This window comes from Paracoccus aminovorans (genome assembly GCF_900005615.1).
In the GTDB taxonomy this organism is placed as follows: Bacteria; Pseudomonadota; Alphaproteobacteria; order Rhodobacterales; family Rhodobacteraceae; genus Paracoccus; species Paracoccus aminovorans.
This window is the reverse complement of sequence record NZ_LN832559.1, coordinates 648,077-662,397: the sequence shown is the minus strand read 5'-3', so window position 1 is coordinate 662,397 and position 14,321 is coordinate 648,077. Positions and strand designations below refer to the sequence as shown.

The 14,321-nt window shown below is 67.0% G+C and carries 11 protein-coding genes and 1 pseudogene; 11 read left to right on the top strand and 1 reads right to left on the bottom strand.

The window, feature by feature from the left end; translation table 11 throughout:
* Nucleotides 1-3 precede the first annotated feature (3 nt).
* Entirely contained in the window at nt 4-801 is a 798-nt protein-coding gene (gene cysQ / locus JCM7685_RS03345) for a 3'(2'),5'-bisphosphate nucleotidase CysQ (RefSeq protein WP_074968175.1), read from the bottom strand.
* Between the two features lie 132 nt (nt 802-933).
* Between cysQ and JCM7685_RS03340 the strand changes: the two genes are divergently transcribed.
* The 11 genes and pseudogenes from JCM7685_RS03340 (at nt 934) to uvrC (ending at nt 14,319) form a co-directional block, all read left to right on the top strand.
* A complete protein-coding gene (locus JCM7685_RS03340; RefSeq protein WP_074968173.1) occupies nt 934-1,755 on the top strand; it encodes an ABC transporter permease in 822 nt (273 codons plus the stop codon).
* Between the two features lie 221 nt (nt 1,756-1,976).
* On the top strand, nt 1,977-3,890 hold the full coding sequence (dnaK, locus tag JCM7685_RS03335) for a molecular chaperone DnaK (protein WP_074968171.1): 1,914 nt from the start codon (nt 1,977-1,979) through the stop codon (nt 3,888-3,890).
* Nucleotides 3,891-3,970: 80 nt separating this feature from the next.
* Nucleotides 3,971-5,134, top strand: coding sequence for a molecular chaperone DnaJ (gene dnaJ, locus JCM7685_RS03330; RefSeq protein ID WP_074968216.1), 1,164 nt, complete (start codon nt 3,971-3,973; stop codon nt 5,132-5,134).
* A gap of 127 nt (nt 5,135-5,261) precedes the next feature.
* The gene (gene radC / locus JCM7685_RS03325) at nt 5,262-6,044 is read left to right on the top strand and encodes a RadC family protein (protein WP_074968169.1); all 783 of its coding nucleotides are present in this window, start codon (nt 5,262-5,264) and stop codon (nt 6,042-6,044) included.
* Nucleotides 6,045-6,240: 196 nt separating this feature from the next.
* Nucleotides 6,241-6,810 (top strand): ubiquinol-cytochrome c reductase iron-sulfur subunit, encoded by a 570-nt coding sequence (gene petA / locus JCM7685_RS03320; RefSeq protein ID WP_170848929.1) that lies wholly within the window; start codon nt 6,241-6,243, stop codon nt 6,808-6,810.
* A 10-nt stretch (nt 6,811-6,820) separates the two neighbouring features.
* Entirely contained in the window at nt 6,821-8,143 is a 1,323-nt protein-coding gene (petB, locus tag JCM7685_RS03315) for a cytochrome b (RefSeq protein ID WP_074968164.1), read from the top strand.
* 546 nt (nt 8,144-8,689) lie between these two features.
* Nucleotides 8,690-9,442, top strand: a pseudogene (locus tag JCM7685_RS03310) (cytochrome c1); the annotation flags it as partial.
* A gap of 121 nt (nt 9,443-9,563) precedes the next feature.
* A complete protein-coding gene (locus JCM7685_RS03305) occupies nt 9,564-10,433 on the top strand; it encodes a ribokinase (protein WP_074968160.1) in 870 nt (289 codons plus the stop codon).
* Nucleotides 10,434-10,473: 40 nt separating this feature from the next.
* Nucleotides 10,474-11,274 (top strand): S49 family peptidase, encoded by an 801-nt coding sequence (locus tag JCM7685_RS03300; RefSeq protein WP_074968158.1) that lies wholly within the window; start codon nt 10,474-10,476, stop codon nt 11,272-11,274.
* Nucleotides 11,275-11,377: 103 nt separating this feature from the next.
* Complete coding sequence (locus JCM7685_RS03295; RefSeq protein WP_074968156.1) at nt 11,378-12,148, top strand: SDR family oxidoreductase; 771 nt, start codon at nt 11,378-11,380, stop codon at nt 12,146-12,148.
* Nucleotides 12,149-12,447: 299 nt separating this feature from the next.
* Nucleotides 12,448-14,319, top strand: a complete 1,872-nt coding sequence (gene uvrC / locus JCM7685_RS03290) for an excinuclease ABC subunit UvrC (RefSeq protein ID WP_074968155.1) — start codon at nt 12,448-12,450, stop codon at nt 14,317-14,319.
* The last annotated feature ends 2 nt before the right edge of the window (nt 14,320-14,321 follow it).

Sequence of the window (14,321 nt, the reverse complement as noted above, 5' to 3'; positions counted from 1 at the left end):
GGCTCAGTCCTTGACCAGCAGCACGCCGGGGGCGAAGGCGATGAAGAACGGGTTCTCGAACCCCGGCTTGCCATAGGTCAGCGGCGTGTGGTCGTCGAAACGCACCACCTCGCCGCCCGCGCCGCGCAGCACCGCGTCGCCGGCGGCGGTGTCCCATTCCATGGTCCGGCCCAGGCGCGGATAAAGGTCCGCCTCGCCCGTCGCCACCAGACAGAACTTCAGCGACGAGCCGGCCGAGGTCATGTCGCGCACGCCGTAGCGGCCGATATAGTCGTCGGTCGCGGCGTCGCGATGCGATTTCGAGGCCACGACCATCAGCCCGCGATTGTCGGGCATCGAGTTGACGCCGATCGGCGTGACCTCGCCCGGCTCGGGGCCGAAGGGGCCCTTCTCCTCGACCGCGCCGCCCTCGGCCGGGGTATAGAACAACCGGCCCTTGGCGGGGGCATAGACCACGCCGAAACGCGGCACGCCGTTTTCGACATAGGCGATGTTGACGGTGAAATCGCCGCGGCGCTGCACGAATTCCTTGGTCCCGTCCAGCGGATCGACGATCAGGAAGGTGGAGAGGCTCTGACCATGGGTCGCCGCCTGTTCCTCGGTGACCAGCGGCACGCCGGGAAAGGCCGCGCGCAGGCCGGCCGAGATCAGGGCGTCGGCGGCCTCGTCGGCCTCGGTCACCGGCGAGGCGTCCGCCTTGGTGCCGACGGCGAAATCCTCGGTGCCATAGATGCGCATGATCTCGTCCCCAGCCTGCAGGGCAAGGCGGCGCATCTCGACAATCAATTGATCGAATTGCATGTTCTTTCCTTTCCGTCCCGGCGGTCCGGGAATGCGGTGCCGATTGAACCCGGCGGTTGTGTTCCTTATGATGCGGCGGATCGCGCAGGGCAAGCGCGCCACGCATGTCGCAAGGGAAAGGCCCCGCAAAGGATGTTCTCGCAGCGCCGCAATCGCAACATGGTCGAGGCCGCGTTCACCACGCTGGCGCTGATCTATCACGTGACGGTCAACAACCTGCGCAAGGGCCAGCGCAACGCGGTGGTGGCGCTGGTGATGACGGTCGCGCAGGCCATGGCGATGATCGCGGGCTTCTGGCTGATGTTCACCATCATCGGCGTGCGCAGATCGCCGATCCGGGGCGATTTCATCGTCTACATCATGACCGGGATCTTCATGTTCATGGCCCATTCCCAGGCCATCGGCGCGGTCTCGAACGCCGGCAGTCCCAGCAACCAGATGATGAAGCACGGGCCGATGAACACGGCCGTGATGATCACCGCGGCGGCGCTGGCGACGCTCTACAAGCAAACCTTCTCGGCGGTGGTGGTGCTGACGGCCTACAACTACCTGGTCGAGCCGATCCTGATCGACAAGCCGCTGCAATGCTATGCCATGCTGCTGCTGGCCTGGTTCTCGGGCTGCTGCATCGGGCTGATCTTCCTGTCGATCCGGCCCTGGTGGCCGCAGGCGGCGACGGTGATGACGCAGTTCTACCAGCGCATCAACATGGTGTTTTCCGGCAAGATGTTCGTGGCCAACACCATGCCCGGCTTCATGCTGCACATGTTCACCTGGAATCCGCTGTTCCACATCATCGACCAGACCCGCGGCTTCGCCTTCATCAACTATTCGCCGCGCAACTCGTCGCTGACCTATCCGGTCTATGCCACGCTGGCGCTGCTGATGATCGGGCTGATGGCGGAATTCGTCACCCGCCGGGCGGTGTCGCTCAGCTGGTCCTCCGGCCGATGAACCGGCCCGCGCCCCCTGCGCCCGCGGCCGTCCGCCGCGGCTGCAAGCCGTTCGATTTTATGCCCGTCACCGTGTTGCAGGCCGTCGAACCCCTTCCTATATAGCCCCCAGAACATCGAAGGGCGCCCGAACGGACGGCCCCTTCGACAATCCTGGGATCGGGCTTCGGGGGCCGCTTTCGGACCCAAGGCCCAGAACATCGCCGCAAGAAAGGTTATTGTATGTCTAAAGTCATCGGCATCGACCTCGGGACCACGAACAGCTGCGTCGCCATCATGGACGGCAGCCAGCCCAAGGTCATCGAGAACTCGGAAGGCGCACGCACCACGCCCTCGATCGTTGCCTTCACCGACAATGAGCGTCTGGTCGGCCAGCCCGCGAAGCGGCAAGCGGTGACCAACCCCTCGAACACCATCTTCGCCGTCAAGCGCCTGATCGGCCGCCGCACCACCGACGCCGAGGTGGAAAAGGACAAGAAGCTGGTGCCCTATGCCATCGTCGACGGCGGCAACGGCGACGCCTGGGTCGAGGTCCGGGGCGAGAAATACTCGCCCAGCCAGATTTCCGCCGTCATCCTGCAAAAGATGAAGGAAACCGCCGAGTCCTATCTGGGCGAGCCGGTGACGCAGGCCGTCATCACCGTCCCGGCCTATTTCAACGACGCCCAGCGTCAGGCCACCAAGGACGCCGGCAAGATCGCGGGCCTGGAAGTCCTGCGCATCATCAACGAGCCGACCGCGGCCGCGCTGGCCTATGGTCTGGACAAGAAAGAGTCGAAAACCATCGCGGTCTATGACCTTGGCGGCGGCACCTTCGACATCACCATCCTGGAGATCGACGACGGCCTCTTCGAGGTGAAGTCCACCAACGGCGACACCTTCCTGGGTGGCGAGGACTTCGACATGCGGATCGTGAACTACCTCGCCGAGGAGTTCAAGAAAGAGCATGGCGTCGACCTGACCAAGGACAAGATGGCCCTGCAACGCCTGAAAGAGGCGGCCGAGAAGGCCAAGATCGAGCTGTCCAGCGCGTCCCAGACCGAGATCAACCAGCCGTTCATCTCGATGGACAAGGACTCGGGCACGCCGCTGCACATGGTCATGAAACTGACCCGCGCCAAGCTGGAAAGCCTGGTCGGCGACCTGATCAAGCGCACCATGAAGCCCGTCCAGGACGCGCTGAAGGATGCCGGCATGTCCAAGGGCGACATCGACGAGATCGTTCTGGTCGGCGGCATGACCCGGATGCCGAAGGTGGTCGAGGAAGTGACCAGCTTCTTCGGCAAGGAGCCGCACAAGGGCGTGAACCCGGACGAGGTCGTGGCGCTTGGCGCCGCCATCCAGGCCGGCGTGCTGCAAGGCGACGTCAAGGACGTGGTGCTGCTCGACGTGACGCCGCTGTCGCTGGGCATCGAGACGCTGGGTGGCGTCTTCACCCGGCTGATCGACCGCAACACCACCATCCCGACCAAGAAGTCGCAGATCTTCTCGACCGCCGAGGACAACCAGAACGCCGTGACGATCCGGGTGTTCCAGGGCGAGCGCGAGATGGCTGCCGACAACAAGCTCCTGGGCCAGTTCAACCTGGAAAACATCCCGCCGGCGCCGCGCGGCATGCCGCAGATCGAGGTGACGTTCGACATCGACGCCAACGGCATCGTCTCGGTTTCCGCCAAGGACAAGGGCACCGGGAAAGAGCAGAAGATCACCATCCAGGCCTCGGGCGGTCTCTCGGACGACGAGATCGAGAAGATGGTCAAGGACGCCGAGGCCAATGCCGACGCCGACAAGAAACGCAAGGAACTGGTCGAGGCCCGCAACCAGGCCGAAAGCCTGATCCATACCACCAAGAAATCGCTGGAAGAGCATGGCGACAAGGTGGACGGCTCGACCGTCGAGGCGATCGAACTGGCCGTCGGCGCGTTGGAGGATGCGCTGAAGTCCGAGGATGCCGGCAAGATCAAGGGCGGCATCCAGAACCTGATGGACGCCTCGATGAAGCTGGGCGAAGCGATCTACAAGTCCCAGCAGGCCGAGGGCGGCGCCGAAGCGGGCAGCGAGCCCGGCCCGCGCGACGTGGATGACGAGATTGTCGACGCCGATTTCGAGGATCTCGGCGAAGACAAGCGCAAGTAAGCGCGATGTGACCAACCGGCCGGCCCGCTGCAATCCCGCGCGGGCCGGCCATTTCGTGAAAGACCCCGGACGCGATGAACATGGCGAAACGCGATTACTACGAGGTGCTTGGCGTTCAACGGGGCGCCTCGGCCGACGAGATCAAGAAGGCCTACCGCGCCAAGGCAAAGCAGCTGCACCCCGACCGCAACAAGGATTGCAAGGTCTCGGAGGCGCAGTTCAAGGAAGTGAACGAGGCCTACGACTGCCTCAAGGACGACCAGAAGAAGGCCGCCTACGACCGATTCGGCCATGCCGCCTTCGAGAACGGCGGCGGCTTCGGCGGCTTCAACCGCGGCAACGGCCATGGCGATTTCGGCTCGGCCTTCGCGGATGTGTTCGAGGACCTGTTCGGCGACATGATGGGCCGCCGGCCCGGCGCCGGCGGCGGCCGTTCGCGCGCCAGCCGCGGCCAGGACCTGCGCTACAACCTGCGGGTTTCGCTGGACGAGGCCTATGCCGGGGCGCAGAAGACCATCACCGTGCCCGGCTCGGTCGCCTGCGACGCCTGCAACGGCACCGGCGCCGAAGGTGCGGTCGAGCCCGCGACCTGTCCGACCTGTTCGGGCATGGGCAAGGTGCGGGCGACGCAGGGCTTCTTCACCGTCGAGCGCACCTGCCCGACCTGCAACGGCCAGGGCCAGATCGTCAAGAATCCCTGCCAGGAATGCCGCGGCGCCGGCCGGATCGAGAAAGAGCGCACGCTGTCGGTGAACATCCCCGCCGGGGTCGAGACCGGCACCCGCATCCGCCTGGCCGGCGAGGGCGAGGCCGGGATGCGCGGCGGTCCGGCGGGCGATCTTTACATCTTCATCGAGGTCAAGGAGCACCCGATCTTCCTGCGCGACGGCAAGATGCTGGCCTGCCAGGTCCCGGTCAGCATGGCCACCGCGGCCCTGGGCGGCGAGATCGAGGTGCCGACCATCGACGGCGGCCGCTCGCGCGTGAAGGTGCCGGCCGGCACCCAGTCGGGCAAACAGCTGCGCCTGCGCGGCAAGGGCATGCCGCCCCTGCGCCACGGCCCCGGCATGAACGGCGAATCGGGCGACATGCTGATCGAGCTGGTCGTGGAAACCCCGGTCAATCTGACCGCCCGGCAGCGCGAGCTGCTGCGCGAGTTCGAGACCATCAAGGCCGACAACAATCCGCAGACCCAGGGGTTCTTCCAGAAGATCAAGGGTTTCTGGGACGAGATGAAGGGTTGAAGCGGCCAGGGCGCCGCGACCGGCAGCCTTGGCGTTTTGAGTATTTCGAGAACGAAGAAATGGCCGGGTCGGACGCGTGATCGCGCGTTAACCCGGCCTTTACCCCTGTCGTGGCAAGATGCCCGCCATGGACAAGAATCGTGCCTTTCAGGAAGCGCCGCTGCCGCTGTTCACCTCGGCCCATCCCGCCGGCGATGAGGCGCCGGTATCTGCCACGCTCGCGACCGGGAGCCGGTTGCCGAGCTATCTTTCGGACCATCGCGCGCGGTTGCGCGAGCGCTTCATGCAGGGCGGGGCCGAAGCGATGCCGGACTACGAATTGCTGGAACTGCTGCTGTTTCGTGCCATTCCGCGCCAGGACGTGAAGCCGCTGGCCCGGCGGCTGCTGGACCGGTTCGGCGATTTCAACCGGGTGATCTCGGCCCCGCCGGCGCGGCTGTCCGAAGTGGCCGGCGTCGGCCCCGCGGTGGTGCAGGAGTTGAAGATCGTGGCGGCAACGGCGCAGCGCCTCGCCCGCTCGCGCGTCATGCACCGCCCGGTGCTGACCAGTTGGGACGCGCTGCTGGACTATTGCCACACCGCCATGGCGCATCGCGAGATCGAAGAGTTCCGGATCCTGTACCTGGACCGCAAGAACGTATTGATCGCGGATGAGGAACAGGCCCGCGGCACCGTCGATCATGTCCCGGTCTATCCGCGCGAGATCATGCGCCGGGCGCTGGAACTGACCGCCTCGGCGCTGATTCTGGTGCACAACCATCCTTCGGGCGACCCGACCCCTTCGCAGGCGGACATCGCCATGACCGGCCGCATCGTGGCGGCGGCCGAGGTGATGGGAATCGCCGTCCACGACCATCTCATCATCGGAAAATCGCGCGAGCTGAGCTTTCGCGGCGAAGGGCTGCTTTAGCGCAAACAGCCTGCGGCCCCGATATTCCCCCGCAACCAAAATGCGACACTTACGACTTTTTGCCGCGCGCGCACACACTTGCCCCGCTGGACTGACAGGATTTTGATCGCTAGAACCGCCCATGCGAGGGCTGTGCGCTGCACGGCCCGTTCCGTCGTATCGCCCCGGTTTCGGGGCATAAATGGAGATCAAACCCGTGTCCCACGCAGACGAACACGCAGGTGACCACGGCACCCGGAGGGACTTCCTCTATTTCGCGACCGCCGGCGCCGGCGCCGTCGCGGCCGGGGCTGCCGCCTGGACCCTTGTCAACCAGATGAACCCATCGGCGGATGTGCAGGCGCTTGCCTCGATCCAGGTCGATGTCAGCGGCGTCGAGACCGGCACCCAGCTGACGGTGAAATGGCTCGGCAAGCCCGTGTTCATCCGCCGCCGCACCGAGGAAGAGATCCAGATGGGCCGCGAGGTGCCGCTGGGCGACCTGATCGACCAGAGCGCCGAGAACCCGAACAAGCCCAACGAACCGGCCACCGACCAGAACCGCACGCTGGACGAGGCCGGCGAATGGCTGGTGATGATCGGCGTCTGCACCCATCTGGGCTGCGTGCCGATCGGCGACGGCGCGGGCGATTTCGGCGGCTGGTTCTGCCCCTGCCACGGGTCCCATTACGATACGGCGGGCCGCATCCGCAAAGGCCCGGCTCCGCAGAACCTGCATATTCCCGTTGCCGAATTCGTCAACGAAACCACGATCAAGCTGGGCTGAGGAGGCGAGCATGGCCGGAATTCCCCACGACCATTACGAGCCCAAGACGGGTTTCGAGCGCTGGCTGCACCGCCGTCTTCCGGTGGTCGGGCTGGTTTACGACACCATCATGATCCCCACCCCCAAGAACCTGAACTGGTGGTGGATCTGGGGCATCGTGCTGGCCTTCTGCCTGGCGCTGCAGATCGCCACCGGCATCGTGCTGGTGATGCATTACACCCCGCATGTGGACCTGGCCTTCGCCAGCGTCGAGCACATCATGCGCGACGTGAACGGCGGCTACATGCTGCGCTATCTGCATGCGAACGGCGCCTCGCTGTTCTTCTTCGCGGTCTACATCCACATCTTCCGCGGCCTCTACTACGGCAGCTACAAGGCCCCGCGCGAGGTGACCTGGATCGTCGGCATGCTGATCTACCTGTGCATGATGGGCACTGCCTTCATGGGCTACGTGCTGCCCTGGGGCCAGATGTCCTTCTGGGGCGCGACGGTGATCACCGGCCTCTTCGGCGCCATTCCCGGGATCGGCGAGTCGATCCAGACCTGGCTGCTGGGCGGCCCGGCGGTCGACAACGCCACGCTGAACCGCTTCTTCTCGCTGCACTACCTGCTGCCCTTCGTGATCGCGGCGCTGGTGATCGTCCACATCTGGGCCTTCCACACCACCGGCAACAACAACCCCACCGGGGTCGAGGTCCGTCGCGGCTCCAAGGAAGAGGCGCAGAAGGATACCCTGCCCTTCTGGCCCTATTTCGTGATCAAGGACCTGCTGGCGCTGGTCATCGTGCTGGTCGTGTTCTTCGCGGTGGTGGGCTTCATGCCGAACTACCTCGGCCACCCCGACAACTATACCGAGGCGAACCCGCTGGCGACGCCCGCGCATATCGTGCCGGAATGGTATTTCCTGCCCTTCTACGCCATCCTGCGCGCCTTCACGGCGGATGTCTGGGCGGTGCAGCTGGTCAGCTTCCTGACCTTCGGCATCGTTGACGCCAAGTTCTTCGGCGTCATCGCCATGTTTGGCGCGATCCTGGTCATGGCGCTGGTGCCCTGGCTTGATACCTCGCGCGTGCGTTCGGGCCAGTATCGCCCGCAATTCAAGTGGTGGTTCTGGATCCTGGCCGTGGACTTCGTGGTCCTGATGTGGGGGGGCGCCATGCCGGCCGAGGGGATCTATCCCTATATCTCGCTGGCCGGCGCCGCCTATTGGTTCGCCTATTTCCTCATCATCCTGCCGCTTCTGGGCATCATCGAGAAGCCCCTGCCCATGCCGCAGACGATCGAGGACGACTTCAACGCCCATTACGGGCCCGCAACCCATCCTGCCGAGTAAGGAGAGGCATCAATGACCCTGAGAAATGCATCGCTCACGGCCGTTGCGGCCCTGACGGTTGCCTTGGCAGGCGGCGCGGTGGCCCAGGACACCAGCACCGCGCCCGGCACCACCGCCCCGGCCGGATCGAGCTACCAGACCGACACCCCGGCCGCCTCGGCGGCCGAGGCCCCGCAGCCCGCGGCGGAAGCCGCGGCCGAGCCGGCCGCCGAACCCGAAGCCGCTCCGGAACCCGCCGAGCAACCGGCGGCGGAAGCCGGCGCGCAGCCGGCAGCCGACGCTGCGGCTGAACCGGCACAGGCCGAGCAGCCCGCCACGGCGACGGAAGAGGCCAAGCCCGAAGCCGCCGAACAGCCGGCCCAGGAAGCGCCGGCGGCGGCCGAACAGGAAGCGCCTGCCGCCGAGGCTCCGGCAGCGGAAGCGGCGGAAGAGCCTGCCGCCGCAGAGCCGGCTGCAGAAGCCCCTGCCGAGGCGCCCGAAGCCGCCGCCGAAGGCGAGACCCAGCCCGAGGGCACTGCGGCCGAGGCCGCGCCGGTCGAGGACCACGCCGCCGCCGAAGCGCCCGCCGCCAGCCACGAGGCCGCGCATATCGAGGACATCTCGTTCAGCTTCGAGGGCCCCTTCGGCAAGTACGACCAGTTCCAGCTGCAGCGCGGCTTGCAGGTCTATACCGAGGTCTGCGCCGCCTGCCACGGGCTGCGCTACGTGCCGCTGCGCACCCTGGGCGACGAGGGCGGCCCGCAGCTGCCCGAGGACCAGGTCCGTGCCTATGCCGCCAATTTCGACATCACCGATGCGGAAACCGGCGAGGATCGACCGCGCGAGCCGACCGACCATTTCCCGACCGTCCACGGCGACGGCATGGGTCCGGACCTGTCGCTGATGGCCAAGGCGCGGGCGGGTTTCCACGGGCCCTACGGCACCGGCATCTCGCAGCTGTTCAACGGCATCGGCGGCCCGGAATACATCCACGCCATCCTCACCGGCTTCAACGGCGAGGAGAAGGAAGAGGCGGGCAGCACCTTCTATCACAACGCCGCCTTCGCCGGGAACTGGATCAAGATGCCGCCGCCGCTCAGCGACGGCCAGGTCACCTATGAGGACGGCACCGAGGCCACGGTGGACCAGATGTCGCGCGACGTCTCGGCCTTCCTGATGTGGACCGCCGAGCCGAAGATGATGGACCGCAAGCAGGTCGGCTTCGTCTCGGTGATCTTCCTGGTCGTGCTGGCGGCGCTGCTGTATCTGACCAACAAGAAGCTCTGGGCGCCGATCAAGCACCCGCGCCGGCCCGAGTGACCGCATCCGCCGATCCTGAAGCGCGCCCTCCGGGGCGCGTTTCGCATTTCCGGGACCCGCGCACGCTCTGGACAAGCCCGACGGGCCGCGGTCAGATGGGCCGCGCATCCGGGGACAGGCCATGACGATCTTCAATCTCGGCTCGATCAACATCGACCATGTCTATCGGCTGTCCGCCCTGCCCCGGGCCGGCGAGACCCTTCACGCGCAGTCCTATGCCCAGGGGCTGGGCGGCAAGGGCGCCAACCAGTCCGTCGCCGCCGCCCGCGCCGGGGCCCGGGTGCGGCATCTGGGCGCCATGGGCCTGGCCGAGGACTGGGTGCTGGACCGGCTCGCCGCCGCCGGGGTCGAGACCGCGGGCATCGCCCGCCTGCCCGAGGTGGCGACGGGCCATGCCATCATCCTGGTCGACGCCGCGGGCGAGAATTCCATCGTGCTGCACGGCGGCGCGAATCTGGCCCTGCCCGCGGACCTGCCGCGGCGCGCCGGCTTCGCCGCCGGCGACATGCTGCTGATGCAGAACGAGACCAGCCTGCAGGCCGAAACCGCCGCCCGCGCCCGGGCCGCCGGGGTGCGGGTGCTCTATTCCGCCGCGCCCTTCCGGATCGAGGCGCTGGCCGCGGTGCTGCCGCATGTCTCGATCCTGGCGGTGAACGCGATCGAGGCGCGCGAGACCTTCGCCGCCTTCGGCGAGGACCTGCCGGTCGAGGCGCTGCTGATCACCCGCGGCGCCGAGGGCGCCGAGTATCGCGACCTACGGCGCGGACAGGTCTGGCACCAGCCCGCCTTTGCGGTGCGGGCGGTGGACACCACCGGCGCCGGCGACTGCTTTGCCGGCTGGTTCGCCGCCGGCCTGTCGCGGGGCGAGGACCCGCCGACCGCCCTGCGCCACGCCGCCGCCGCCGCGGCGCTGCAGGTGACCCGCCCGGGCGCCGGCGACGCCATGCCCGACCGGGCCGAGGTGCTGGAATTCCTGAAAGCGCAAGGCTGACCGCTTGCCGCCCCGCCCCCGCAACCTTATCTGAAGGCTCATGCGAATCCCATTCCTGAACCGCCCGGCGACCGTCGCCGTCCTGCGCCTGCAAGGCGCCATCGGAATCGCCGGACGCGGCGGGCCCGGCCTTTCCGACACCGCACTCGCGCCCCTGCTGGAACGCGCCTTCAAGCGCCGCAAGCCGGCGGCGGTGGCGCTGGCGGTGAACTCGCCCGGCGGCTCGCCGGTGCAGTCCAGCCTGATCGGCGCCCGCATCCGCCGGCTGGCGCAGGAACATGACGTGCCGGTGCATGCCTTCGTCGAGGACGTGGCCGCCTCGGGCGGCTACTGGCTGGCCAGCGCGGCGGATTACATCTGGGCCGACGACAGTTCGGTGCTGGGCTCGATCGGGGTGATCTCCTCGGGCTTCGGTTTCGCCGAGCTGATCCAGCGCCACGGCATCGAGCGGCGGGTGCATACCGCCGGGCGCTCGAAATCCATGCTGGACCCGTTCCGCCCGGAAACGCCCGAGGACGTCGCCCGGCTGGAGCGCCTGCTGGGCCCGATCCACGACGCCTTCAAGGAACAGGTCCGCGCCCGCCGCGGCAGCCGCCTGCCCGCCGACCGCGACCTTTTCACCGGCGAGATCTGGACCGGCCGCGAGGCGGTCGAACTGGGCCTCGCCGACGGCATCGCCCATCTGGTGCCCAAGATGCGCGAGTTGTACGGCGCCAAGGTGCGCTTCCTGGTCTATGGCCAGCGCGTGCCCCTGCTGCGCCGATTCGGCCTGTCTGCCGAGGACATCCTGGGTGCGGTCGAGGAACGCGCCGCCTTCTCGCGCTTCGGGACGCGCGGATGATCAAAACCGTCATCCTGTGCCTGCTCATCATCATCGCGCTGGCGCTGGCCGCCGGACCCGGCGTGCGGCGCATCATCGCCCGGATCCTGGGGATCAGGCTGAAATGACCGGGCTGGTGACAGGGGGCGGCCGGCGCCTGGGCCGCGACATCGCGCTGTATCTGGCCCGGCGCGGCCACAACCTGGCGATCCATTACAATGCCTCGGCTGAGGGCGCGCAGGCCACTGCCGCCGAGGCCCGCGCGCTCGGCGTGCAGGCCGAGGTGTTCTACGCCGACCTGCTGGACCCCGACCAGGCCGAGGCACTGGTGCCCCGTGCCGCCGAGGCGCTGGGGCCGCTGACCCTGCTGGTCAACAACGCCTCGGTTTTCGAATACGACAATATCCGGACCGCGACGCGGGACAGCTGGGACCGGCACCTGGGCTCGAACCTGCGGGCGCCGCTGATGCTGACCCAGGCCTTTGCCCGCCAGGCCCCCGCCGCCGACCGCAGCGGGCCCGAGCCGGCGGCGCGGGCGCTGATCGTCAACATGGTCGACCAGCGCGTGCTGAAACCCACGCCCGAGTTCCTGACCTATTCGCTGGCCAAGGCCGGGCTGTGGTGGCTGACCCGGACCACGGCGCAGGCCCTGGCCCCCGACATCCGCGTCAATGCCGTCGGCCCCGGCCCCACCGTCCAGGGCATCCGGCAATCCGACAGCCATTTCGCCAACCAGCGCGCCGCCACCATCCTGGGCCGCGGCGCCGGGCCCGAGGATGTCTGCGCCGCCATCGGCTATTTCATCGACGCGCCCTCGGTCACCGGGCAGCTGATCTGCGTCGACGGCGGCCAGCATCTGGGCTGGCGCACCCCCGACGTCCTTGGCGTCGAATAGCCGAAACGCCTGCCGATGCGTCAAGTTGTCCACCTTGCGCAGCACGTTCATCTGACCTTCACGATTCTGGCAAGAAATTCAGGGGATTGCGGAAGAGAGAAAAAATTTCTCATGAAAACAATCGCTTATATAAGTGCCCGAAATTTGTGCAGATCAAGGAATAGTCAACAAACGCTTGCGGAAGCCGCACTGCTCCCAAGCTGATTCACAGAGTTATCCACAGATTCCGTGGACAGGATTCTTCTTGAACTTCCCCGCCGGAACTTGCAGCCGAGACCGAGAATCATTTCGTTAACAGCATGACCGATTCCACCCCAGAAAAGCGGCCGGAAAAGACCGGCCAGGCACTGATCCAGGACTATCTGAAGACGCTCGACGGCTCGCCGGGCGTCTATCGGATGCTGGACCAGCAGGGGGCGGTGCTCTATGTCGGCAAGGCGCGCAACCTGCGGGCGCGGGTGTCCAGCTATGCGCGCGGCACCGGGCATTCGGCGCGCATCGCCCGGATGATCCGCGAAACCTGCTCGATGATGTTCCTGACCACGCGCACGGAAACCGAGGCGTTGCTTCTGGAGCAGAACCTCATCAAGCAGCTGAAGCCGCGCTACAACGTGCTCTTGCGCGACGACAAGTCCTTCCCGAACATCCTGGTCGCCAAGGCGCATCCCTTTGCCCAGATCAAGAAGCATCGCGGCGCCAAGTCGGAAAAGGGCGATTATTACGGCCCCTTCGCCAGCGCCGGGGCGGTGAACCGGACGCTGAACCAGCTGCAGCGAGTGTTCCTGCTGCGCAGTTGCACCGATGCGACCTTTTCCAGCCGCACCCGGCCCTGCCTGCTCTACCAGATCAAGCGCTGCTCGGCGCCCTGCGTCGGCCGCATCGAGCCGGCGGATTACGCCGCGCTGGTGCTGGACGCCGAACGCTTCCTGCAAGGCAAGTCCACCGCCGTGCAGGCGAACCTGGCGCGCGAGATGGCCGAGGCGGCCGAAGCGATGGAATACGAACGCGCCGCCGCGCTCCGCGACCGCATCAAGGCACTGACCGCGGTGCAATCGGTGCAGGCGATCAACCCGCGCGGCGTGCCCGAGGCCGACGTGATCGCGCTGCATATGGAGGGCGGCCAGGCCTGCGTGCAGGTCTTCTTCATCCGCGGCAACCAGAGCTGGGGCAACCGCGATTTCTATCCCCGGCTCAACGGCGTCGAATCCGCCGACGAGGTGATGCAGGCCTTCATCGCGCAATTCTACGACGGCAAGGTGCCGCCGCGCATGGTCCTGCTGTCGCATGGCATCGAGGACCCCGACCTGATGGCCGAGATCCTGACCGAGAAGGCCGGCCGCAAGGTGGTGCTGGGCGTGCCCCAGCGCGGCGAAAAGGCCGAGCTGGTGGACAACGCCCTGCGCAATGCGCGCGAAAGCCTGGCCCGCCGCATGTCCGAAAGCGCGGCCCAGGCGCGGCTCTTGGAGGGGCTGGCCGAGGCCTTCGACCTGCCCGCCGTGCCGCAGCGCATCGAGGTCTATGACAACAGCCATATCCAGGGCACCAATGCCGTCGGCGGCATGGTGGTCGCCGGCCCCGAGGGCTGGATCAAGAGCCAGTATCGCAAGTTCAACATCAAGGGCACCGAGATCACCCCCGGCGACGATTTCGGCATGATGAAAGAGGTGCTGACCCGGCGCTTCTCGCGCCTGCTGAAAGAGGACCCCGACCGCCAGACCGACGCCTGGCCCGACCTCTTGCTGATCGACGGCGGCGCCGGGCAGGTCTCGGCGGTGCATCAGATCATGGCGGACATGGGGGTCGAGGACATCCCCATGGTCGGCGTCGCCAAGGGCCTCGACCGCGACCACGGCAAGGAGGAATTCCACCGCTTCGGCCAGCGCCCCTTTGCCCTGCGCATGAACGATCCGGTGCTGTATTTCGTGCAGCGCCTGCGCGACGAGGCGCATCGCTGGGCCATCGGCACGCATCGCGCCAAGCGCGCCAAGGCGGTGATGGCGAATCCGCTGGACGAGATCGCCGGCGTCGGCGCCAGCCGCAAACGCGCGCTGCTGCAGCATTTCGGCAGCGCCAAGGCGGTCAGCCGCGCCGGCCTCGCCGACCTGGTCGCGGTCGAGGGCATCAGCGAATCGCTGGCGCAGAAGATCGTCGATCACTTCCAGAAGGGTTAGGG

Coding starts and splice junctions, on each gene's coding strand:
- cysQ (WP_074968175.1), bottom strand. CDS start 801: ATGCAATTCGATCAATTGATTGTCGAGATGCGCCGCCTTGCCCTGCAG.
- JCM7685_RS03340 (WP_074968173.1), top strand. CDS start 934: ATGTTCTCGCAGCGCCGCAATCGCAACATGGTCGAGGCCGCGTTCACC.
- dnaK (WP_074968171.1), top strand. CDS start 1,977: ATGTCTAAAGTCATCGGCATCGACCTCGGGACCACGAACAGCTGCGTC.
- dnaJ (WP_074968216.1), top strand. CDS start 3,971: ATGGCGAAACGCGATTACTACGAGGTGCTTGGCGTTCAACGGGGCGCC.
- radC (WP_074968169.1), top strand. CDS start 5,262: ATGGACAAGAATCGTGCCTTTCAGGAAGCGCCGCTGCCGCTGTTCACC.
- petB (WP_074968164.1), top strand. CDS start 6,821: ATGGCCGGAATTCCCCACGACCATTACGAGCCCAAGACGGGTTTCGAG.
- JCM7685_RS03305 (WP_074968160.1), top strand. CDS start 9,564: ATGACGATCTTCAATCTCGGCTCGATCAACATCGACCATGTCTATCGG.
- JCM7685_RS03300 (WP_074968158.1), top strand. CDS start 10,474: ATGCGAATCCCATTCCTGAACCGCCCGGCGACCGTCGCCGTCCTGCGC.
- JCM7685_RS03295 (WP_074968156.1), top strand. CDS start 11,378: ATGACCGGGCTGGTGACAGGGGGCGGCCGGCGCCTGGGCCGCGACATC.
- uvrC (WP_074968155.1), top strand. CDS start 12,448: ATGACCGATTCCACCCCAGAAAAGCGGCCGGAAAAGACCGGCCAGGCA.